The sequence below is a fragment of the Vibrio sp. BS-M-Sm-2 genome, from assembly GCF_041504345.1.
Classification (GTDB): Bacteria; Pseudomonadota; Gammaproteobacteria; order Enterobacterales; family Vibrionaceae; genus Vibrio; species Vibrio satsumensis.
Genome location: NZ_CP167895.1, coordinates 515530 through 539188 on the forward strand (window position 1 = coordinate 515530; position 23659 = coordinate 539188).

15 protein-coding genes and 1 pseudogene are annotated in these 23659 nt (G+C 44.1%); 8 read left to right on the top strand and 8 right to left on the bottom strand.

Going from position 1 to position 23659, the window contains the following annotated elements; all coding sequences use genetic code 11:
* Window positions 1-91 precede the first annotated feature (91 nt).
* Complete coding sequence (locus tag AB8613_RS18485; protein WP_285953422.1) at window positions 92-2497, bottom strand: response regulator; 2406 nt, start codon at window positions 2495-2497, stop codon at window positions 92-94.
* Between the two features lie 88 nt (window positions 2498-2585).
* Here AB8613_RS18485 and AB8613_RS18490 point away from each other — a divergent pair, with 88 nt between their 5' ends.
* Window positions 2586-3344, top strand: a complete 759-nt coding sequence (locus tag AB8613_RS18490) for a substrate-binding periplasmic protein (protein ID WP_372385518.1) — start codon at window positions 2586-2588, stop codon at window positions 3342-3344.
* A 228-nt stretch (window positions 3345-3572) separates the two neighbouring features.
* On the opposite strand, the gene AB8613_RS18495 is transcribed toward AB8613_RS18490, so the two are convergent.
* Together AB8613_RS18495 and AB8613_RS18500 are read right to left on the bottom strand one after the other, a co-directional pair.
* Window positions 3573-4133 carry an NADAR family protein gene (locus tag AB8613_RS18495; protein ID WP_261886730.1) on the bottom strand — a complete coding sequence of 187 codons (561 nt, stop codon included), beginning with the start codon at window positions 4131-4133 and terminating at the stop codon, window positions 3573-3575.
* A gap of 190 nt (window positions 4134-4323) precedes the next feature.
* Window positions 4324-4518 carry a PA3496 family putative envelope integrity protein gene (locus AB8613_RS18500; RefSeq protein ID WP_372385520.1) on the bottom strand — a complete coding sequence of 65 codons (195 nt, stop codon included), beginning with the start codon at window positions 4516-4518 and terminating at the stop codon, window positions 4324-4326.
* A gap of 362 nt (window positions 4519-4880) precedes the next feature.
* On the opposite strand from AB8613_RS18500, the gene AB8613_RS18505 reads away from it, so the two are divergent.
* Genes AB8613_RS18505 through AB8613_RS18515 form a run of 3 tightly spaced genes read left to right on the top strand, consistent with a single transcriptional unit; the run spans window position 4881 to window position 7162 of the window.
* Window positions 4881-5705, top strand: coding sequence for an ABC transporter ATP-binding protein (locus AB8613_RS18505; protein ID WP_146492671.1), 825 nt, complete (start codon window positions 4881-4883; stop codon window positions 5703-5705).
* A gap of 9 nt (window positions 5706-5714) precedes the next feature.
* The gene (locus tag AB8613_RS18510) at window positions 5715-6647 is read left to right on the top strand and encodes an ATP-binding cassette domain-containing protein (RefSeq protein WP_285953424.1); all 933 of its coding nucleotides are present in this window, start codon (window positions 5715-5717) and stop codon (window positions 6645-6647) included.
* Window positions 6644-7162: a transcriptional regulator gene (locus tag AB8613_RS18515; RefSeq protein ID WP_371714101.1), complete on the top strand. Its 519-nt coding sequence runs from the start codon at window positions 6644-6646 to the stop codon at window positions 7160-7162. Before AB8613_RS18510 ends, AB8613_RS18515 begins: the two co-directional genes overlap by 4 nt.
* Window positions 7163-7543: 381 nt before the next feature.
* Here AB8613_RS18515 and AB8613_RS18520 read toward each other — a convergent pair whose 3' ends face one another.
* A complete protein-coding gene (locus AB8613_RS18520) occupies window positions 7544-9523 on the bottom strand; it encodes a replication initiator protein RctB domain-containing protein (protein WP_086714653.1) in 1980 nt (659 codons plus the stop codon).
* 1259 nt (window positions 9524-10782) lie between these two features.
* Between AB8613_RS18520 and AB8613_RS18525 the strand changes: the two genes are divergently transcribed.
* From AB8613_RS18525 to AB8613_RS18540, 4 genes and pseudogenes are all read left to right on the top strand, one after another.
* A complete protein-coding gene (locus tag AB8613_RS18525) occupies window positions 10783-12000 on the top strand; it encodes a ParA family protein (RefSeq protein ID WP_285953426.1) in 1218 nt (405 codons plus the stop codon).
* 5 nt (window positions 12001-12005) lie between these two features.
* Window positions 12006-12980 carry a ParB/RepB/Spo0J family partition protein gene (locus AB8613_RS18530; RefSeq protein ID WP_371714099.1) on the top strand — a complete coding sequence of 325 codons (975 nt, stop codon included), beginning with the start codon at window positions 12006-12008 and terminating at the stop codon, window positions 12978-12980.
* 93 nt (window positions 12981-13073) lie between these two features.
* Window positions 13074-15175: pseudogene (locus tag AB8613_RS18535) on the top strand (tRNA(Met) cytidine acetyltransferase TmcA).
* 391 nt (window positions 15176-15566) lie between these two features.
* A complete protein-coding gene (locus AB8613_RS18540; protein ID WP_146492678.1) occupies window positions 15567-17237 on the top strand; it encodes a DUF342 domain-containing protein in 1671 nt (556 codons plus the stop codon).
* A 148-nt stretch (window positions 17238-17385) separates the two neighbouring features.
* On the opposite strand, the gene AB8613_RS18545 is transcribed toward AB8613_RS18540, so the two are convergent.
* Genes AB8613_RS18545 through AB8613_RS18560 form a run of 4 tightly spaced genes read right to left on the bottom strand, consistent with a single transcriptional unit; the run spans window position 17386 to window position 23554 of the window.
* Window positions 17386-19500, bottom strand: coding sequence for a type I secretion system permease/ATPase (locus AB8613_RS18545; protein WP_060980817.1), 2115 nt, complete (start codon window positions 19498-19500; stop codon window positions 17386-17388).
* Window positions 19501-19518: 18 nt separating this feature from the next.
* Complete coding sequence (locus tag AB8613_RS18550) at window positions 19519-21429, bottom strand: LapD/MoxY N-terminal periplasmic domain-containing protein (RefSeq protein ID WP_285953429.1); 1911 nt, start codon at window positions 21427-21429, stop codon at window positions 19519-19521.
* A 5-nt stretch (window positions 21430-21434) separates the two neighbouring features.
* On the bottom strand, window positions 21435-22103 hold the full coding sequence (locus tag AB8613_RS18555) for a transglutaminase-like cysteine peptidase (RefSeq protein WP_186728107.1): 669 nt from the start codon (window positions 22101-22103) through the stop codon (window positions 21435-21437).
* Window positions 22104-22162: 59 nt separating this feature from the next.
* A complete protein-coding gene (locus AB8613_RS18560) occupies window positions 22163-23554 on the bottom strand; it encodes an HlyD family type I secretion periplasmic adaptor subunit (protein WP_327784632.1) in 1392 nt (463 codons plus the stop codon).
* Window positions 23555-23659 lie beyond the last annotated feature (105 nt).

The window sequence follows — 23659 nt, forward strand, 5'->3', positions numbered from 1 at the left end:
TAAGGGAGGAAGTAAAGCTAGCATATACAAAAACTCCGACGGATTAGGTCGGAGTTTTGAGGTTTAACAATCGGATATAATGGCGCACAGACTAAACAATCTTCTGTTCACCTTCTCCCGCTAACTCGCTCTTATCCGACAAAAAACTTGCTACGATCTCTCTCAGTTTGCCTTGGTTAACCGGTTTAGGTAAAAACTCATCCATGCCCACATCAAAGCACAAATGCTTATCCCTTTGCACTACATTGGCTGTCAGCGCTACGATTGGGATATGTTTCGACGTCCCCTCTTCGAGTGCTCGGATCTGTTTGGTTGCTTCAAAACCATCAAGAACCGGCATCTGACAATCCATAAATATCATCACATATTCATTGTATTTGAATTTATCGACTCCAACTTTACCGTTGTCGGCAATGTCGACTTCAAACCCGAGCTTCTTAAGCATCATCTTGGCCACTTGTTGATTCACTCTCGAATCTTCCACAACTAAGACTTTGCCACTAAAAGAGGTTGTGACCGCCGCAGGTTTTGGTTCTTCTTTTAAAGCCGTTTTCTCTGGTTGTGCTGGCTTAGCAACAGTCGCAGGTTTGGTGACTGGTACCGGTTCATTGTCTTTAAACGCCACTTCGCCTCGATTTGGATAGGTGAAGGTTGAAGTATCAGCGGCTCTCGCAAGCACCTCACTGATGGTCCACTTAAGTTGATTGTCTTGATAAGGGCGAGCGATGTAAGCGACAAAGCCGACTTGTTTCGCGCGAACTTCATCTTGCTTTCTTGGGTCGGCGGAGATCATCACTAACTTAGGACACTCGCTACCAAAGCGCTCGACCAAGCTTCTTGCCAGTTGGAAGCCATCAACCGACGGCATCACTTTATCAATCAGCACTAAATCGTATGGCGATGACTTAGCCACAGACTCTGAAACCAACTCTAACGCTTGGTTTGCCGTTTCACAGCACTCAGACTTAACGCCGAAGGATTGAAGCTGTGTAGACGTTATACGCATGTTCAGCTGGCTATCATCCACTAGCAAAACCGAAACCTTAGTGAAATCGATATTGCTTTCGTCGGCTTCTAAACATGGGTCAAAGTCAGCCGTAAAATAGAATGTACTGCCCTGACCTTCAACACTGGTTAGTTCAAGCTTACTGCCCATCAATGTCACTATCTTCTCGCATATTGTTAGACCAAGCCCAGTGCCTCCGTAAATACGCGTGGTACTGCCGTCGGCTTGTTGAAACTTATCAAATACCGATTGCTGTTTGTCTTCTGCAATACCGATGCCGCTGTCGACAACCTCGAACTTCACTCTGAGTTTTTGCTCAGGCTCAACCACTTCTTCCAAACGAAGCGAGAGCGTGACATGACCATGCTCAGTAAATTTAATTGCGTTGCCGACTAAGTTATTTAGGACTTGTCTTAGTTGAGTACCATCACCGATCACCATGGTTGGGATCTTAGGGTCGATCGCCAATTGGAATCGAAGTCCTTTCTGTTCCGCTTTTACTCGGAAGGTTGACTCAACGTCGGCCGCAATGCCCATCATTTTCATCGGCTCTTGCTGAAGCTCTAGTCGCCCCGCTTCAATCTTCGAATAATCGAGAATGTCATTAATCAGGTCTAGCAGGGTAAGTGAAGAGGTGTTGAGCATATTGACATACTCTTTCTGCTCTTTCTGCATATCCATTTCAGAAAGCAGAGACGACAGCCCGATAATCCCATTCATTGGGGTACGGATCTCGTGGCTCATGTTAGCCAGGAATTCACTTTTGTTACGGTTAGCCACCTCGGCGATATCTTTGGCTTTTTCCAGTTCTTGGTACTGTTGACGAATGCGTTCAATTGACTGGTTGTAACTGCTTTCTAGCGTCGAGATCTCATCTTTGTAAGTCGAATCGGTTGGTGTTAAAAAACGCGGTTTGTTGTCTTCTACTCGTTGCTGATTGATCTGGGAAGACATGGTCATTAAACGCTTCACAACGAGGCGATACACTATCGTTAGACACACCAGAGACAACAAGAAGATTTTAACGGCTTCGAAGGCGAGTAGTAATAGTACGCGTTCTTCAAAGTCATTGAGGATCATGCTCAAATCAGATTGCACCGTGAGCGTCGCCAATGGGAAATCTGTCCCCGCCATTTGGTGAACCATTTCCCAAGACTGAGAATAAGACTGACCTTCAGTCTTTTTACCTAATTCTAGAATTTTTTCATCAGGGCTTTCGATAAGAAGATAGCTAACTGAGGGGAGGCGAGAGATGCCTTCAGCTTGCACAAGCAACTGCTCTCGATCTTCAACCCACAAACTCGCTGTTAAGCCAGAAAGATAGCCAGCCTTCACCTGTTCGATCTGAGAACTAATAAAAGAAACTCGACTTTGATACTCTACATACAACCCGAGACCTGTCACTATAACTGTGAATAAGGTACTAATTGCTATGATAGTCCCGATCAACTGTCGGGAGAGTCCAATATAGCGTTTTCCTTTTTTCACCATACACAAATTACCATTATTGTTATCCTAGCAAACTACAATTACTCAACTAGTATAATAGTAGTCATTCATCAAATAACTAGGGAAGGTTATGAAAAAACATCTTATCGTTGCATCCATAGTCAGTTTGTTTTCAAGCAGTTATGCTCTTGCAAGCGAACCTCTTCACTACTACATTATTGCGAGCCAAGCGCAACCTTTTCAGATCGAAACTGACGGGTCATCTCACAGAGGAATGGTTTCTGATATCGTTGAAGCGGTATTCGATGACAGCCAGTATGAGATCAAGTACCACACCTACCCATTTAACCGAATGATCGACAAGCTCGATGCGAGAGAGAACCCAAACTGGGTAACCTATGGCAGTCCGAGTTGGGGAAATATCCAATCTGTTAACCTGTCTGAAGAGCCAATTTACAATGTAAAACATGTGTTACTCAGCAGCGGTAAGAAGCCCTTTGAGTTCAATACAATTGATGATTTAGACGGAAAAGCAGTGGTATTGCTGGTGGGGTTTGAATATCCGAACCTAGAGCCATACATCAAACAAGGTAAGCTCAACGAGATTCGAGTTAAAGATTACAGCGCGGCTTTTCGAGTCCTGAACCGAGCACCTGGTGATACTGTGTTCGTGGAAATGGAATCACGAATCAAATACAACCTAAACGAGCAGAAGCTGAGTATTGATGACTACCAGATGCAAGAGTTTGGTTCTGTCATAAATAACTACCCTATCCATTTGGCGTTCGACCCTGAGATGGACCCTAAACTGCAAACCTTCATTAACCAACGTCTAGACCAGATGAAAGACGATGGGCAGCTCAACGACATCGTACAGAGTTACTTATAGCAACATCAGAACCACTATAAACACAGCGTCACCGTATAGCTTAGGTAACGCACTTTAGCTCTCTTCTATGCCTAGCTCTCTTCTATGCCTAGCTCGCTCTTAAACTTAAAAGGCCGCCCTGTTAAGCACACAAGCTAAACAGGGCGGCCTTTTCGATTCATCTTTAAGGGCTAAAAGAGTTTACCCGTAATCGACCTACTTAATTTGGAACAACCGTAGGTCAATGGATTAATGCGCAGCAATCAAATGCAGTTGCTGAGTACGAAGCTGTTGACGAACTGCCATCAGAATCTTACCTAAATGGTTCTCGCCAGTTCCATCGCCGCCATCGCCCCAAAAATGATCTTTGTGTGAATGCTCCTTGATCACCGAATCTCCGGTATTGGTAAGAAACAGCGCAAACTGCGGATTCTGTCTGAATTTCTCGGTGACGATGAACTGCATCACTTCAACGCGAATCTCATACCAATCCTCACGAACTTGGTCTTCGTAATCACGACTCAAAGAGAATGCTTCAGCAGGTGTGCTAGCTTGCAGAATAGTATTGCGAAGTACTTCGCAGGAAAACTTCATGGCTTGATAATAGTGTTCACTAGTTGCCCAAATTTGGTCATCAACCTTGATGGGGCAAGCTGCAAAATTTGATAGGTATCCGTTTGGATCTTCAGGTTCATAAAATAGCACTTCTTTGGCTTGAGCCACAGAATTAGACATAGCCTTCTCCTTACCAACGACATCGCATATTTTTGCTTTAACTTTAAAATTAGTGGCGTTGCATATTGCTGTCAAACAACTTGAGTAAAGAGTATGCCATGGGCGTGTTTTTAGTCTGAAGGACGTGATATCAAAAAGGGCATAGCGAAGCTGCAAGCTAGAGAAGAGAATCAAGCTATTGATTTTACATAGACAGGAATTATGGAAAAGCACTTACAAATCAAAGGGTGGCATGGTGCCACCCTTCTAAATGCAATGGGGATTATTAGTGAATAAGACCTAGCTCCCTCGCTTCGTCCAGACTCAAACCGCTTTCTCTAATTTCTCTTAGAGCCTCGATACGACGACGAGCTTCAGCGGACTTCATTTTCTTTTCTGGTTTGAAAGATACTTCTTCTTCAGCATCCCACTTGTTTGCAATATTTGTCATTTCATCATGGTTGATAGAATTAATGGACATGTTTTCCTCCGAAAAGCACCATGTAATGGACAGGTAATCTGTAGCAAATGCTATTTCGCTTGTTAAGAAAATCTGTACTGAAATGTGATGATTCCGACGCTTCACAAAGCTAATTAATAAATGCCTCATTTAAACTTTGCCAAAGGCATTTTCTGCAATTACATTTAAAAGATTCCCCATAAGAAATGTGGTTTGATCCAACTCTCATTTTCCCCTCTCCCAATTCTTCTTTTCCGCTGAAAATTCGTGAAATAACCCAAGATAAATTTCGAGGCACTTCATTCTTTTTGTGCTGATCGCTTTCACTAAATCCAACACATGTTAATGATAATAGTTATCAATATCATAACTGAGTATTTATCATGTCTGTGGGAATTTCAGATACACCACTTCTCGAAGTGAAGAATTTATGTGTCGATTACATCACCGATGACGGTGATTTCAACGCGGTCAAATCCGTCAGCTTTAGCATAGGCCAAGGTGAAATTTTTGGCTTAGCCGGGGAATCTGGCTGTGGCAAAAGTACCATCGCGTTTGCCATTAACCGTCTGCATAAGCCGCCCGCGTTCATATCCGGAGGCCAAATATTGTTTGGTGGACAAGATCTGCTGAGCTTATCAGACAGTCATTTGAATACCTTGCGCTGGAGCGAGATTGCTATGGTGTTCCAAAGTGCAATGAATTCACTCAACCCTGTATTAACCATCGAAGAACAATTTGCTGATGTGCTACGCCACCACAAAGGCATGAGCAATGAACAAGCCAAAGATCGCGCAGAAAAGTTACTCGACTTGGTAAACATTCCGCGCAACCGACTCACGGAATACCCTCACCAATTCAGTGGCGGCATGCGTCAGCGTTTAGTGATTGCCATTGCCCTCGCCCTCAACCCTAAGCTGATCATTATGGACGAGCCAACTACAGCTTTGGATGTGGTTGTACAACGTGAAATTCTGCAGCAGATACACCAACTCAGAGAGGAGTTTGGCTTCTCAATCCTCTTTATTACTCATGACTTAGCGTTAATGAGCCAACTGTGTGACCGCATTGCCATCATGCGCCATGGCCAAATCGTTGAAGTCAATCAAGCCTACGAGATTCGCAACAATCCGCAGCACTCCTACACCCAAAAGCTATGGAGTTCTTTCCCTAATATTCACGAACATGCTCACGCGACAGCGTGCTAGGAGAGCTCTATGTCACAACCTATTTTTCAAGTAAAAAACCTCGTCAAAGAGTTCACTGTTGGCGGTGGATTTGGCAAAGAAGAGATATTCAGAGCGCTGCACGGCGTGAGCTTCGACCTATATGCAGGAAGAACGCTGGCACTGGTTGGTGAGTCCGGTTGCGGGAAAAGCACCTGCGCGAGGCTGATGACCAAGGTTTACCCTGCGACAGAAGGAGAGATCTTGTTCAACGGCAGAGACATCTCTACGCTCAAGAGCCGCAAAGATATCTTGGATTACCGCAGCCGCGTGCAAATGGTGTTTCAAGACCCGTTTGGCTCACTTAATCCCACTCACACCATAGAGCACCACTTAACTCGCCCGCTTAAGATTCATAAGCAAGTCGCCAATAAAGCAGCTCTAGAAGCACGCCTTAAAGAGTTGCTCACGCTGGTGGAGTTACCCGTCGAAACGCTCGCCAAATATCCTCACGAGCTCAGTGGCGGCCAAAGACAACGGGTTAACCTAGCCAGAGCGCTTGCGGTTGGGGCCGAAGTCATTCTTGCCGATGAACCAACCTCGATGCTGGATGTTTCAATTCGACTTGGCGTGCTCAATCTCATGCAAAAAATGAAGAAAGAGCTTGGGATAGGCTTCTTATACATTACTCACGACCTTGCGACCGCTCATTACATCGCAGAAGAGACCGCAGTGATGTACAAAGGACAGATCGTTGAGTGGGGATCAACTCAGTCGATCTTAACTAATCCGCAGCACCCATATACCAAGTTGTTGATCTCTGCAGTGCCGGATCCTGATCTGCCATTTGGTGAACTCGTAAAAAATGAGCCAAACTATTCCATAGACGCCGATCGTATTCGAGAGCAGAGCAGCGAAATACAGCATGAAATCAAGCAAGTTGCTGATAATCACTTTGTAAAACAGTGGGATAATGTTGCATGAATGAACTAGACACTTGGTTAGAGCGAGTCGGAGATTGGTACAAAGACCGAAAGCATGATCAAGTGGAACGGTTAGAACCTTTGATCTTAACGCCTCCAGATGCACTCTGGGGGCCTTTGATCACGGATGAACAAAGCAAAGGCATCGCATGTTGGCTAGACGGATGTCTGAGAATCTTTACTTTCTATCGCCACCTCGCTGACTTATCGAATCCGAAGTTGGCTTCACAGAAGGCCATCAACTCAAGCCATCAAGAAAAGGCCTACCAATACCTGATGTTTGCCTATAGCAAGCTGCAAGCCGTGTCATGTGACCCAAAATCAGAACCAGCCTTACAAGAGTGGTGTATACAACGGCTACAACACTTGTGTGTATTGGCTTTGGAGTTTACGAACCAACAGCAAAAACCACGTTGGAAAGCAGAGTCAGAGAAATTGATCGAATCGCATGTGCGTTTTATGACAACCCATCCCCGAAACGATGATCAAGGTAGTATTCAACGCCACCTCCACTGATCAAGTCCTTCTCGATCAAACATCAAATCAAAATCTCATCAAAGTTAGATCCGTAGAAAGCATGATCTAGCCTTGATCATGCTTCGGAGTTTAATTCTATAAGCTATTGAATTTTAATGATTCACTGAATTTCAGGCAAAAAAAAGCGAGTCCCTTAGGAACTCGCAAAAATCTATTCAGTATGATGTAACAAAATATGAGCCAATCTATTAATCATAAGAAAGGACAAAGGTTGTCTATTCGGAATAAATAATAATCAACTGGGTGCGTTACTTTGTCATCACTTTGTCAGCGTTAGGTGCGATTTTAATCAGTATCTAATGTGTTCAAAACTATCCATTCATCAACGGTAAATACAGGCTTATCGCTACAGGATAATAACTAGTGGCCAATCGCCATTTCATCGAGCGCAAGGAACACGTTTTCGTCAAGGTGACCTTCGTGAACCTGTTTACACACTTTACGACGCACAGCTAAACCAGAGATCAAACGTTCAATGGACAAGTGTCGATTGCTGGTGCTATCACGGTCGTTGTAAAGCTCAATCAAACGACTCAGTGTTTCGTACGGAATAACGTCTTCCCCTACTCTCAACCAATCAAGCTTCTCAATGAGCTCTGAGCACTCTTCTTTGATTGAGGCATGTGAGTGCCCTGTCATTGCGGATAAAGCCGTTATACTGCGTTCTAGAGCCTCTGCAGAGGTATATTTAGAGAGAGTAATCATGATCTCGTCAGCGTTGATCTCAACAGAATGTTTACGTTGCTTAACTCGACGTCCCAATTTACCTCTTGGCGACGGTGCTTTACGCTGAATTGGCTCAAACTCACCGTCGATAATCTCAGACAACTCTTCCAGCTTCTGCTTAGACACCATCTCGTTACGAAGTGGATTCGGCAGCGTTGGCGCCATATTACGCTTACCGGCGTTGGTAGTACGCGCTCTTGAATATCGTAATACTTCTTCCACATTACATTTAATATCTACTTGATAATCCGTCGTTTTGCCTTTTTCGATCAACGCGGTGATCGTCAAGTGATAACCCCAAAGGTTAACCAGGAAAGTATCTTCTTGATCGCCGGCTTCACCAAGCTTTCTAAGCTCACGGATCAGATCCATTGAGAAACGACGCCAATCGATGTTACGCGCCAACTTCTGGTTAAGCTCGCTGAGCAACATGCAATCTGAATGACGGCGTGCCATACGGCTTCTAAAGTACGAATACATTTGGAAGACCAAGGTATGTTGTTTCAGAATTTCTGGCGGAAATAGGAAGAAATAATCACGCGTCAGTAGCTCTTCGTAGAAAGAAGGCTCCCAAACCAGGATGTATAGGTTCGGTTTAATGCGAATTTCGCCGTCAGAGCCCTCTGTAGGAGCCTCTTCCGATGCGGTAATGGTTCTAGCTAAGAATCGGAAACGATCACTCTTAAAGCCCTCTGGCATGTTCTCACTAAGCCAACGGCCAGTAAGCTCATGCAGTTGGAAATCCGTAAACTCGATACGATCAATACTGTCGCGGATCGAGTCACGAGCAGGGCCACTGTCTTTCTTGCCACGTAAAGACAAAATATCAGTGATGTAGAGTGGAGTTTTGTTCGGTGTATGCTTCGCGTCTAGATGGTAATCATCTTGATGATGATCATGATATTGAACCGTGAGTGTGAATAACGCGAATAGCGTCATCAGATCGTCAACTGTCATGATATTTTTAGAAGATCGTGTCTCGATCACAGCTCGAGTGCCAGAGATCGAGACCATGGATTTTTGATAGCTCTTGCGAGTTCTAGGTGGCGCTAACGCTTGATCAATAATCCCCGCCCAATTGGTTGGCGATACAATGAATTGATCCGCTTCATCTTTCATCGTTGGGGGAGTATTAAGTCCATGCTCATTGAGTAAGCGTTTGTTTACTTTGGTTTGAGCTAGTGCTTTAGAACGCTTCTGCTTTTCATTTTGCTTCACGCTTTCTGTCACCAAGCTGGTGGCACCCAGTACCGATATCAATTGGTTTGGGTTCACAAAGCGGTGCAGCATGGTTTTACCAGCAAGGCCTTCTTCGAAGCGAACGGGGATTTGTTTGAACAATCCAATATTTACTGCGGCTCTTAGCCTTTGCTGTAAGGCCGCGCGAGTGACTTGACCATCGGTTGATTCAATAATCTCGGTGGTTGAAACGTATCCGTCTTTGCTGCTAAACCCACGAAGTGAAATTAGGTTAAGAAGCTCAACTATGCTTTTGGTGACACCTTTGAAGTGTTGATATTGTTCTATCCATTCAACGGCTGTTTCAGATACCTCAAATAAATGACCATCTTTGTGGCTTCGTGCCTTAATTAACAATTTCTCTTCTGGTTTCATTTTTGATCCGTATCACACTAACCGTAATTTCACTATAGTTCCTGAATGATAAAGAAAGAATGATCATAAATAAAGAGAATTTATTGGCTTTTAAATAACTGATCTTTTTGATTAATATGATCTTAAATGATTAAGTGATCTAATGATCTGGACGTAAACTTGCGCTTAAGTTGCTGAATTTAAAATATAAAAAAAACCGCTTGGAAAGCATGATCATAAAGAGTCCGAAACTATGATCATTAAACAGAAGAAAGCATGATCACAGAGCATCAGAACGATGATCATTAAGCCATTGTAAGCATGATCATTATTGGTTCGAAAGCATGATCATTATACTTGTACAGCTTATCCACAGTCCATAATTGAACATGGTCTGTTGAGTCACTTCTAACTCGTCAATGTGGATAGTTTTAATGGCTTATCTATCGGAACAATGATCAAGTAAGTGCTCTTTTCTATCGTTCCCACCCTATTACGTACAAAATTTGTTCTGAAGTTAGTGTTAACGGCTGGCTCGGATGTCATTAAAGCGGACGTGCATTATCTAGGAAGCATGATCACGAAATTGTCATGTTTCTGTATTCAGAGTCTGTGCAGATTGAATTTCCAAGCAATGAGGCCTTATAGGCCTTGAATCCCCATTGCAAAAGCATTTGTCCGTAACTTAGCTCCTAAATTATATGCTTCCGGAACTCTATTTACTTGATCATTTTTCCGGAAGTTGATCATTTCGAACTGTCACTCGTGCGGATCAATATTGCTGAGTTTACACCTTGATCATGCTTCGTAATGACGCCTTATCAATTCTCTTACGCGTGATGTATTCCATGATCATTCTTCCGTGTTAGGTTCAACTCTCTTTTATCTAGTGACGCTTCACCTCGTCGTGGTTTCGTATTTGCGATGCTATTTTTGGGTTTTGACTACTTTTCGGTTGAAAAGCTCACAATTTCGAATGCAAATCACATGAACCGTAATCTACGGTCGTATTTCAATCGTTCCGAAGGTTTTTAGATGGAATTGCATTTACATTGTAAATAAGTGATGCTGTAACATTTTAAATGTAAGCCAGAAATAGCATGGTTATACATAACAAAAACGGTCATTTTTTGTGTTTGTCTTAGCCGTTGTTTCATCAAACTGTAAAAATACAGTCTATTTTATGTGATTTTACTCATAAATGTATGTTCATGTTTTTGTTGTGTTTGTTGTTAATCGCTGTACAATTTGTACTTAGTTAATCATTACGGAAAATGGCAATGAAAAGAGAACAAACGATTGATAAGCTCTATCAGCTGGCCGAACAAACTCAACAAGTTCAGGCTGACCGAATTGAGATTATTCTGGAAGAGCGAAGTGATGAACATTTCCCTCCAATGTCTAAAGCTATGATGGAGACTCGTTCTGGCTTAACTCGTCGAAAATTGGATGAGGCGATTACCAAGCTTGAAGCGGATGGTCACCAGTTCACAAAGAACAACGCCAATCATTACTCGATTTCATTGACTGAAGCTCACATGCTGATGGACGCGGCGGAAGTGCCAAAGTTCCACCAACGCAAACAGCATGCAGATAACAAACCTTGGATTATCAACGTACAAAACCAGAAGGGCGGTACAGGTAAATCAATGACCGCGGTTCACCTAGCAGCTTGTTTGTCTCTAAATTTAGACAAGCGCTACCGCATTTGTCTGATTGACTTGGATCCACAAGGTTCATTACGTCTGTTCCTAAACCCACAAATCAGTGGTGCAGAGCACGACAGTATTTATTCTGCCGTTGATATCATGTTGGACAACGTGCCTGAAGGCCAAGAAGTTGACCTAGAGTTTCTTCGCAAGAACGTACTCTTGCCAACTCAGTATCCAAACCTAAAGACAATCTCTGCATTCCCAGAAGATGCGATGTTTAACGCTGAAGCGTGGCAAAGCCTGTCTCAAGATCAGTCACTTGATATCGTTCGTCTTCTGAAAGAGAAGCTTATCGACAAAATCGCCGATGATTTTGATGTGATTATGATTGATACCGGCCCACACGTAGATCCACTAGTGTGGAACGCAATGTACGCGTCGAACGCTCTTCTGATTCCATGTGCTGCAAAGCGTTTGGATTGGGCTTCAACGGTTAACTTCTTCCAGCACTTACCAACGGTGTACGAGATGTTCCCGGACGATTGGAAAGGGCTTGAGTTTGTTCGCCTTATGCCAACCATGTTCGAAGATGACAACAAGAAACAGGTTTCGGTTCTCACTGAAATGAACTACCTGCTGAATGACCAAGTTATGATGGCGACGATTCCAAGAAGCCGCGCTTTTGAAACCTGCGCCGATACCTACAGCACGGTTTTCGATCTCACGGTTAGCGACTTCGAAGGTGGTAAGAAAACTCTGGCTGTCGCTCAAGACGCAGTACAAAAAAGTGCTCTAGAATTAGAGCGTGTATTACACAGCAACTGGCCTTCACTTAATCAGGGATAACAACAATGGCAATTAAAACATCTGACTTAAATGCAAAGCTATTTGGTAAAGCAAACAAACGTCGTGTAGCAACGCCTCAAGAAGCGCAAACTGCTGCTAAAGAACAGGCTCAAGTGATTGAACTTTCAGTTGCGGGCGAAGAGTTGGTTTCATTTGAATTGGTTCGAATTCCTGCTTCTGAAGTGGCAACTCGAACGGTTGTTTTTGAAGAGAATGCACGTGAGCAATCTTTCTTAAATGAACATGCGCTTTCAGACGTACTGACTACGTTAAAAGAACGCGGCCAGCAATACCCAGCGGTTGGTCGTAAGAACAAAGACGGCAAGATTGAAGTTCTCGACGGTAGCCGTCGTCGTATGTCATGTATTTTGGCCGACAAAGAGTTCCTTATCTACGTTGCCGAAAACATTAACGGCGAACACGCTAAGTTCTTATCTGATGTTGCAAACGCTCATAAACCGCTTTCTCTTTACGAGAAGGGTAAAGAGATGCAAGCGAAGCTGGATAAAGGCGAAGCTGAAGACCAGAAAGCACTCGCGAAAATGTTCCAGTGCAGTGAAGCTTTGGTGAGTGGCGCATTAAAAGCGGCGGCTTTGCCACTTGAATTACTACAAGCTTACCCTAATGTGAGTGACCTTGGTCGTCCAACGATTGTTAAACTGCACAAGCAGTTTGGTGGATTGACGAGTGAACAACAACAAACATTGCTGATTAAGTGTGATGCTTCTGAAGGTTTTGTTTGGCAACGTAGTGAAGCTCAAGGCGTAACTCGTCTAACTAAAGACGTGACAGAAACTTTGGAAGGTTGGATTCTTGAATTGGCGCCAGCGCCAGCGAAGAAAGCGTCTCCAAAAGTTGAGCTTATTAAAGGGCGCGCATCATACAGCCGTAAGGGTTCAAACTTGGCGTTGAACCTTAAGAAAATTGATGATGCGACAATGGAAGAAATCCTCGCTTTCGTACAATCGAAGCTCGACTAAGTCGACGACTTTTCATTACTACTCTAAAGCCGCTTTATGCGGCTTTTTATTTGGCTGTGATAAACTGTGTTTAGATGAATCTGGACGCTAACTATGACAAACCCAACCAACACTTTTCTGCATACACTCTCTAATATTGCTCAACATAACGATCACCGTTACGGTGTGGTCTTTGATGGTGATTTTGATTGGCAAAACTCTGCTGTTTTTACCTTCCTTCAAGACTCACAAACTCCTAGGATCTTCCAGATTGGCGGTACTCCATTTGAAGGTGTGATTCATGCTCCAGTAAAAAAAGGTCAACAACTGCTTGGTCGTGAGTGCCAAGTTCTTGTTTGTGATTTTAGAGAGCAGTTCGATGCAAATGGTTTTAGCGCCGCGCTGGGTTCATTAGTAGGTGGCGGGCTGTTGTTGGTGTTGCCGCCAAAAGTTGATGACTCTAAAAATAGCGCGAGCTTTGGTCAACGTTGGTTAAAGCTACATTTTGATAAACTACTTTCTGTTTCGCAAAGTGACGAACAGGCGGGTGTGATTGAAGCGGTTAATTCGCTTCCTCAAAAACTTAATGACGACAATGTGACTGACCGATTTGAACAGCAAAAAACGGCGATTGAGTTAGTTAAGAAAGTCGTCACGGGACATCGAAAACGCCCACTGATTTTAACTGCAGACCGAGGACGAGGTAAGAGCTCAACTCTGGGTATTGCAGCTGCTCAGCTTTTGGCAGAGCGACAGGGCTTAAATATTATTGTTACCGCTCCGTCTTTGAAAGCGATTGAGCCCGTATTTTCTCATGCGTTACAGCGACTCGATACGTGTGAAGTAATTAACGCGACTCACATTGGTTATCAAGGTGGAAGTTTAAGATTTGTCGCGCCAGATGAATTACTTAAATCTAAGCCTGATTGCGATCTGTTGTTGGTTGATGAAGCCGCTGCCATTCCAATCCCAATGCTTAAATCTATGGTCGGTAGTTATCATCGCATGGTTTTTTCAACCACAGTTCATGGTTACGAAGGCAGTGGAAGAGGTTTTGGAATTAAGTTTGAAGCTTGGCTTTCTGAGCACCGCCCTGGATGGAAGGGTTACAAGCTTGAACAACCCATCCGCTGGAGTAAAAACGACCCACTCGAGCGTTGGCTATTTGATTGTTTCCTTCTTGGTGATGATGTTTGCCCGAGTGAACCAGCGGTTGATGAGTCAGAAGAACTTCCTGATGGTGCACTCAACCAACTTAGTTTGGTTGAGTTGTCAAAAGCAGACTGTTTGGTTAACCCTCAAAAACTCCTACAATGTTTTTCTCTTTTAGTCGATGCTCATTATCAGACGTCTCCTAATGATTTAATGCAGTTCCTCAATAACCCAGCTATTCATTTATTTGCCGCTTGGCAGCAAGACGAGTGTCTTGGTTGTATGTTGGTGACGGAGGAGGGGGTTTAGATCAAGAGTTGATTGCACAAGTTCAAGTTGGAAAACGTCGTCCGCAAGGTCACCTAGCTCCAGTCCTTTTAGCTAACCAGTTCGGTTCTGTTGAAGCGGCAACTAGCCGTTGTCTTCGAGTGATGCGCATTGCTGTCTCGATACGCCGTCAAGGTTTAGGTATTGGCCGTTGGATGTTAGAGCGGTTATCTGAGGAAGCTGTACAAACAGAGCAAGCAGATTATTTGGCGACAAGCTTTGGCGCGAACAGCGAATTAATTTCGTTTTGGAATAGTAGTGAATTCGAAGCTGTGCATATCGGTCATCAGCGAGATCAGGCGAGTGGCTGTCACTCGGTTCTTATGGTCAAGGCGCTTAACTCATCCCCTCAAAGCTGGCTGAAACAAATTCAAAATCATTTTGAGCGTAGTTTCTGTTTTCTTGTTTCTGGTTCTTTGGCTTCCCTTGAAACCGATATGGTGCGCGTACTGCTGCCAAATAGTGTTCAAGCCGTTAGCGAGTTTGAAATTCAGTTAGTCAGAAGTTATGTGAATGGCGGCAACAGTTATGATGCGATTAGCTTCAGTGTATTGAATTTGATTTTGCTCAGTAACGCTCGAGAAGCCAGTATTTCTGACTTACTTATCGCAAAGGTCGTCCAGCAGAAAGAGTGGGCTGCCTGTATCGAACAGTTTAATCTCGTTGGTCGTAAACAAGCTGAGGTTCAGTTCCGACAAGATGTCGATTTCCTATTATCAAATTTACACTGTAAATAGGTAGTTTGGTTTCCCACCCGTTTTGGGGTTAATTGGATTTACAGTGTAAATTAGAATATTCGATTTACACTGTAAACTGAAACTCCATCTCGAAGTCCAATTTTCCTTCGCTAGCTTCATGACAGCCCTTAATCTTCTAAACTTATTCGTTTTTGTCATTTTGATATCACATAGAATCAACGTTCACTCGCGTGGGAAATGTTGAAACAGTTCACCTTTATATTTGTAAAGGTGAAGCGGATCATAAAATAGTTAAGTCTTATTTATGAGTCATGTTTGCAGAATCGAAAGTAAGTGATGTGACGCTGATTATTCCAATAATGTGATTCTAAGCGCACAACGAATTATATAGACTGAATAACAACTGAGTCATTAGGGATACTCAATTCGAATGTGGGATAACATCGTTACATTGTCGGAAGACAAGCAACAAGTGATGGCATGTCTGCCTACTGGGTTTGTGGTCGACACAAGCTTTGATAATAAGACACTGCCACCAACCTTGGAAGCTTTGAATGCATCAAACTATTTTCTTTTCGAAGAAGAGGTTTTGCGTTTCGTCACTCTTGCTAAAGAAGGTAAAGGTGAAGCTTATGAAGGAATCTTGATTGCCGAAGTTCGAAATGCCAGTGTTACGGTCGAACTGTCGGATGATGAGATGCTCGCGAGTCTTGTAGTCACTGGTCCATATAATGGACGTCCACTGCGTGGCAGCGACATCATCCATTGTTTATCCCAAGCTCAAATAACAAAAGGAATTAATAAGTTAGCGCTCAGAAAAGTTCTGATGATGAGTAGCAAACTTAAGCCTGGCGAAAAGTTTATTCAGCCAGTCGCTAAGGGGACACAACCAGTAAAGGGTAAAGACGCTAAGTTTGCCGCCTTGGTTGAAGACATTACTCGCCAAGTCTTGAAGCCTCGTAGTAAAGACGAAGGCAAGATCGATATGCGAGACTTGGGACAAACCATTACCGTTGGCCAAAATGACCACTTAATGAAACGTACTCCCGCAACCAAAGGTATCGCTGGCTTTACCGTCCAAGGTCGAATTATCCCTCCTCTTCCCGGACAAGATAGTTTAATTAAGCCTGGCAAAGGCACCTATATCTCCCCTGACGACCCTAACTTACTACTCGCCTCATATCCTGGACTACCCATCATTAAAGATCGAACCATTGAAGTGGATGATGCCTTGTGTGTTAGTAACGTCGATGTCTCAACTGGGCACGTTAAATTCAAAGGCAATGTATTTGTCTCTGGCAACATCGAACCGGGAATGATCGTCAAAGCGACCGGTAGTGTTACGGTTGGTGGCTTTATCGAATCGGCAGAAGTTCAAGCTCAGGGTGATATCAAAGTCGCCAAAGGGATTATCGGCCATACGACCAAAGAGGGCGAGGCAAAAAGTTGTAAGGTATTTAGCAAAGGCTCTATCACAGCAAGCTACGCACAGAATGCCGAGCTACAAACGGCCAACGATCTTCGACTTGGTGTACACAGTATGGGAAACGAAATTCGTTGTGGTAATAATCTTATTGTGATGGATACCATGAAGAAGCATGGTACGCTCAGCGGTGGTGAAGCCAAAGTCGGTGGAAAAGTAGAATGTGTATTCTTAGGTGTTGAGGGAGATACCGTAACCAAGGTGCATGGTTTTGCCCGCTACGACGGCTACCGACAAAAGATAGCCGAGCTAAAAGAAATCTATAAACACGCTCAAGAGCAAACCATGGATGTGATTCGCCAAGAGCTCGAATTTAAGAAGCGACCAAAAGCGGAGAGAAGCGAAGAGCAAGCGTTGGAAATTGATCAGCAACGAGAAAAGAACAACCTTGCGATTGAAAATACTAAGTCGCAGTTAGATACACTCGAAGCTGAGTTTGAAACTAACCTTGTCGAGTCCACCGTCGAGGCACACGAAAAGGTGTATACCCGAGTGACGATTCAGTTTGGTGATGAGACGGTCACGACTAAGCGAACTCACGGCGGCAGTGTTTTCTCATTCAATCAATACGAGATTCAATGTTCATTCAAGATGGAACAAGAAGATATCTCATTGTGATTGAAAGACTCTCAAACTGAACGATTCTGACTAGATCGGTTTGAACCGTATTCTATATATTCGAATAAACAAAAAGGGGGAGCTGATGCTCCCCCTTTACTTTTTACTGATATTGCTTTAGTTAGATTCTTTAAGTCACATGAGCGCTTTAACTTGCAGCTCTTACCTTACCTTGCTTCAAGTCTGATAGAACTTGCGCTTTTGGTCCGTCGGCAATAATGCTGCCTTTCTCCATCACTATCACTCTGTCTACAATGTCCAACATCGACGTTTTATGTGTAATCAGAATTAACGTCTCACTTGGTAGCAATTGGTTAAGCTGGTGCTTGATGTGCATCTCTGAGCGATTATCCATGGCACTGGTCGGCTCATCCATCAATAACACCGGAGGGCGGCCTAGGAAGGCTCTAGCAATAGCAATCGACTGGCGTTGACCACCAGACAGCAAACCACCGCCTTCGCCCACTTGTCGTTCTAAGCCTGCTGGATCTTGCTGAGTAAAAGCGGTAACACCTGCACGGTTCGCTGCATCCATTACATCACGGTCATCGACCAATGGACGACCCAAGGTAATGTTGTCTCTTACTGAGCCGTAGAACAGGTTACTGTCTTGCGGAACACAGCCTATATTGCGTCGTACGTCGACATGATGCAGTTGCTCCATGTCGGTGTCATCAATGCGAACATGGCCTTCTGTAGGCTTGTACAGGCCCATAATCAGGCGCTCTAGAGTTGTTTTACCTGAACCAATTCGGCCTATGATCGCCACCTTTTCACCAGGTTTAATATGCAGCGTTAAGTCTCTGATAGAAGCGACTGGTGAGTCAGGGTAGTGGAACGTCACTTTGTCTAACGCGATATGACCTTGAATAATCGGGCGGTGAATGTAGCGTTTGCCTTCTTCTTGTTCATCAGGCATCGACATTACTTGTTCAATCAGAGTCATCGACGACTTCGCTTGGTTGTAACGTGTAGAAAGCAAAGACAGTTGAACAAGAGGGCCAATAGCTCGGCCGCTCAGCATGGTTGCGGCAATCAAGCCACCCATCGTAAGCTCGCCTTCCGCTATTAGGTACACACCAAAGATGATCATACCTACATTAGTACTTTGCTGAACAAAGCCGGCGGTGTTTTGGATGCTGTCGGTAATACGACGACTTTTGATATTCCAATTCGCCATGTGAGCAACCGCTTCTTCCCAACGGAATTGGAACTGACTTTGCGCACTGAACAGTTTAACGGTTTCTAAACCAGCTAAACTCTCAATTAAGTTCGCGTACTTTTGAGAAGCAAGACGCGAGCCTTCTTCAATAGTACGACGCAGTGGCCCTTGGATTAACAGTGCATAGATGATCAGAATGACCACGCCGACAACAGGAACAAATACAAGGTTTCCGGCCATTAACCAAATGAGCGCTAAGAACATCAGTGCGAAGGGCAGGTCGATTAACGAGCCGATGGTTGCAGAGGTAAAGAACTCACGGATTGATTCGAACTCTTGCAAGTTTTTGGCAAAAGCACCGACAGAAGCAGGTTTTGCTTCCATACGAATGCCCAGAACTTTGCTGAACAGTTTGGATGAAATGAGGATATCGGATTTCTTACCGGCAACATCAATGAAGTAGCTTCGCATCAATTTGAGCAGCAAATCGAATAGGAACACCACAAAGATACCACTGGCTAGCACCCACAAGGTTTCAAAGGCGAGGTTCGGTACAACTTTGTCATACACCAAACGTGTGAACATGGGCGCGGCAATAGCGAAGATGTTGATTAAAATGGAGGCAATCAACACATCTCGGTAGATGTTTTTCGATTCCCAAATGGTGCTCCAAAACCAGTGACCTTTACGGGTTTTTAGAACCTCTGGTGAACGTTCATCATAACGGAACTGTTTTTTTACCAAGAAGTAGCGGCCGATGAATTGTTCTTTCAGCTCTTCGACAGGAATGATGATTGGCACCATTCCGCTTTCCGCTGTAATGATTTCCGCTTCTTGTTTTTCTAAATCGATACTGTTGAGAACGCACGCTTCGCCCTGTTTAAGCAGTAAAACCGCAGGCAGTATCAGGTGAGGGATCTTTTCTAAGTCGGAACGGTTTTCTTTCGCCACTAATCCCGCTCGCTCCGCAGAACGAGGGAATAGGAAAGGGGTTAGCTTTCCATCAGATAGTGGTAGCCCATTGATCAACGCTTCGGGCGAGTTAGCTAGCCCGTAATACCGGCTAACGTAGATCAGTGAGTTCAATAGTGGATCTTGCATGTGATATAACCCTTACAACTATTTATCAACAATGAAGCCTTGGAACACTTCTACGTAGTTATCAGACAGGATATCCAGCTGAGTCTGAGTTTCTATTCGAGACGCGATGGTGGTGACGCCTAGGTTGTGAGCGGTTCTAGAGATCGACGTTAAGGTGAACTTCTGTTTTTCGTCATCAAGGTTATGTGTGAATAGGTAATCTAGCTTCACATAGCTTGGGCGGTATTCGTTGATGTAATCCAGAGATTGGAAATTACGTCCGTAGTTATCGACACCAAACACCGCTTGGGCGTTGCGAATGGTGTTACACAACAGTGCCGTGTAGTGCGGAACGTTGATGAAACAGTTTTCAGGTATCTCAAAGTGCAATAGGTGAGCGATTGAAGCGTTTTGTTCAAGTGTTTTACCAATCCAGCGAATGAAGCTTGGTTGAGAAATACTGCTTGGTGAGATGTTGATAGCAACAGGGCTCGTTACTTCTTTTGTATTAAGCTTTTCAATCATCTTCTCGATAACGTATTGGTCGAGAATGTGGCTCATTTCAAGCTGTTCTAGTGCGTATAAGTACTGGTTGGCACCGTAACGTACGCCATCTTTTTCAATCGCAGAGAACACCTCTTGGTGATAGGTTTTGCCAAAGGAATTGTTTGCAGCTTGAAGACGGAAGGTAATGAGGTCGTTGATGATCGCTTCTTCGACCAACATGCGCCATTGTTGTTTGCCCATAACAGCGCCGTGATCGTCTGCAGTTACGTAGCCGTAAGAAAGCTCTCGGTTCGCCTTGGCACTTGAAAGAGCGTTATCCACCAGCGACATGATTTCAGTACTGGTCTTACGCTTGTTGCTGTAGGTCACACCCAGAGCAATATGTGGATTTGCAGTGCCTGTTGGGTCTGAACCTAGGCTTTGTATACAGTTTACGATGCTGCTCGCGACAAGTTTAAGTTCGCTCTCATCAATGTTTGGCATAATGAAGCCGAACTCGTCACTAGAAATGCGGGCGATAGTGATATCAGGTGATGAAATTGAAGCTTGCAGCTGCTCAGCTAGCTGATGAACCAAGGCATCACCCTCTTGATAGCCTTTTTCATCGTACTCTTCACTAATAAACTCGGCTTTAAGTACCGCTAAACCACCTAAGCTGGACTCTTCTAACCACTGAGTTAACTGAGACATATAGTAAGCACGGTTACCTAGCTGAGATACTGGGTCGATATACGCTCTTTCACGTAACTTTTGAGCTTCTTTCGCTTGGTTCTTAAATGCCAGTTCAACTTGAGTCGACATGTGGTTGATACCATCGACAACTAAAGTTAGATCTTTTGTTTTCGGACGAGCCAGTGGTTCGCCAAACTGATTTTTAGCGATCTGATCCATCTTAGTAATGATCAACGAGAGCGGACGTAAGGCACGTTTGAGGATCCAAGATATAGACACTAAACCTAACAAGAAGATCGTGCCAAAGATGGTTAATAAGCGGATGAATGCTTGCCAAAGTTGGTCGTAGGCCGGACCTGGGTGGCTCACAATCTCAACCTCTGCTAGCTGCATCCAGCCACTGGTGATTACGCGGCGGTCATGAACAGGCTCAAACAAGTTAAGGTTGGTAAACCACTGTGGTACGCCGGTTGGCTTTACAGGGTATGAGCGAAGAATGTCTTCACCGCTGTCAAGAAAGATCAATCGAACGACGGAGTAAGAGCTGCCATCAAACAGGGCGTTGATAACAGACTCCACTGCCACCTTATCCTTTTCTTCTAGGTAAGGGGCGAGAGCCAGTCCAACAGTATTGATGGTATTACTTACCTCAGAGCGTTGCTGCTCTTCTAAGTATCCACGGGTGGTATTGAATTCGATCATAAAAACTGACGTCATCAGCAGTATGAATACCGCAACCATCCCGACCACAAGCTGTTTATATAAAGTCATTGTACCTACTCATCGTAATTGATAATGGGTTTGTTTAGTTTTAGATTGCGCTCACGAGAACGTAGGTCGTTCCATAAGCTCAGTCTTGATGATTTCCCTGCTAACTTACCGCTGCCTGCTGCCGACTTGATCAGCCAAAGGTTTTTACCATTGAAACTGTATATCGGTCGCAGATCTCCGCGCTTAGAACCGCGTTTTATTTCAGGGTTTAAGTTGTCTAAAATTAGTGGCTCTGCACTGGGTGTTGAGTAGTAAGCCAACACCATGTGGAATTGGTTTAACTCAAGTGCTTTTACGTACACTAATCGTAATTTCTTATCTGGGACGCCCAGTTCAAGCAAAGAGAAGTATTTTGCGATAGTAAAATCTTCACAGTCACCGGCGTTACTGCCTAGAAACTCCAGTGGTGTTGCCCAGTAGTCGTTTTTTCCCCACAGTATGTTGTCATCGACAAAGTACATTTGGTTGAAGAATCGATTTACCGAATCTAACTTCTCTTTTTCACTTAACCCTTCGTATGACGTCATATTTGAGCGCCATGTTGCTACTCGTTTTCCTGCTCTTTCCCCGTAGGTTGCAGTAACCGCGTCTATCCATCGTTGGTCGCTCTTATTGAGCGCCATAGAGGTAAAAGAGGTGAGGACCAGCAGCAATAGAGAAATCCGAGATCTCATAGCCTCTGCTCTCGTCTGTTTGCTGTGTATTGAAAGGCGTCATCAAGCATCAAACGTCCTTACTCTTTTAGTGCGTTGTTTTGAGCGCTTAATAGTGGCTTCAACATGTACTCCAGCACGGTTCTTTTACCCGTGATGATATCGACAGAGGCGGTCATACCCGGAATGATTGGCAACTCTTCGTTCTGTCCAAAATTGTGTTTTTCGGTGCGCACGCGCACGATGTAGAAGCTGTTACCTTCTTCATCTTGAGTGGTATCGGCACTGATGTGCTCTAACACGCCTTCTAGACCACCGTATTTAGTGAAGTCATAGGCACTGAATTTAACGATGGCAGTCAATTCTGGGCGTAGGAATGCGATATCTTGCGGGGCGATCTTCGCCTCAACTAACAGTGAGTCTTCAGTTGGTACAATCTCAACGATGTCCATACCCGGTTGGATAACACCGCCGACAGTATTAATGCCGAGTGTTTTAACGGTGCCAGTTACCGGAGAAACCACCACGGTACGGTTTACTCTGTCCTCAAGACCAACCGCTGATTCGGTCAATGCAGAGAGCTTATCTTGTGCTTGGTTGAGTTTTTCTTGTTGTTCTGAGCGGAAGTTCAGTGCGGCATCAATACGGCTGAGCATAGCTTCTTTGATTGCCGAGCGTAGAAGAGGTATTTTGAGTTCGCTTGAGGTCATTTCTCGGCGAGTGTCGTTGACTTGTCTTTGTAGCTTAAGTAATTCGATTCTTGGTACCACCCCTTCATCGGCAAGAGGTTTGGTGATATCCAGTTCTTGGCGAGCAAACTTGTAGCTTTGTTTTAGGTTACGAACACGTGCTTTAATTTCGATAAGGTCTTGCTGTTTCTGCTCAACTTGTTGATCAAAAACGGAAAGTTGGTTTTTTAGATTATTAAGATCCTGACGATATTCTGCTTTCTGGCGATTCACCAGTTTTGGTTGAAGCTCGTAAAATTTTGGAGGGAAAGCCAGTTTACCGTAGTCGAGTAAGACACTTTTTTTCCACTCTGCTACAGAGAAATCTTCGTCGATAACAACACTGGTTAATGAGGCTGAAAGCATTAAGACGCTGGCGGTTAAGTTGGCCACTTGTTGCTCACGTTCGCGAAAATCCGAGCGAAAACGAGTGTCATCGATTAACAGTAGCTGTTGCCCTTTTTGAACGCGTTGACCTTCTTTAACCAAGATCTCTTTAACCAATCCCCCTTCAAGGTTTTGCACCACTTGGATTTGAGAGGAAGGGATCACTTTGCCTTGACCAACAGTGACTTTGTCGATCTCAGCCCAAGCAGACCACCCAATAGCAGCAACAAAAAACAGAACGATTACCCACAACATAATACGCGCACTGGTGGGCGTATTGAGGAGCAGTGCCGCTGTTTTATCATCGACATACTCAAGCTCGGTCTCGTTCAATTTGCTGAAATTTTTCTGACTCATAACAGTCCTTGTTCGCTAAATAAAAGTGCAAGCCTATTGAGTGTATTCTTACTTCTGATAAATGTTAAGATTTTGTTCCTTTAAATCTTTGAATTTATATATTTT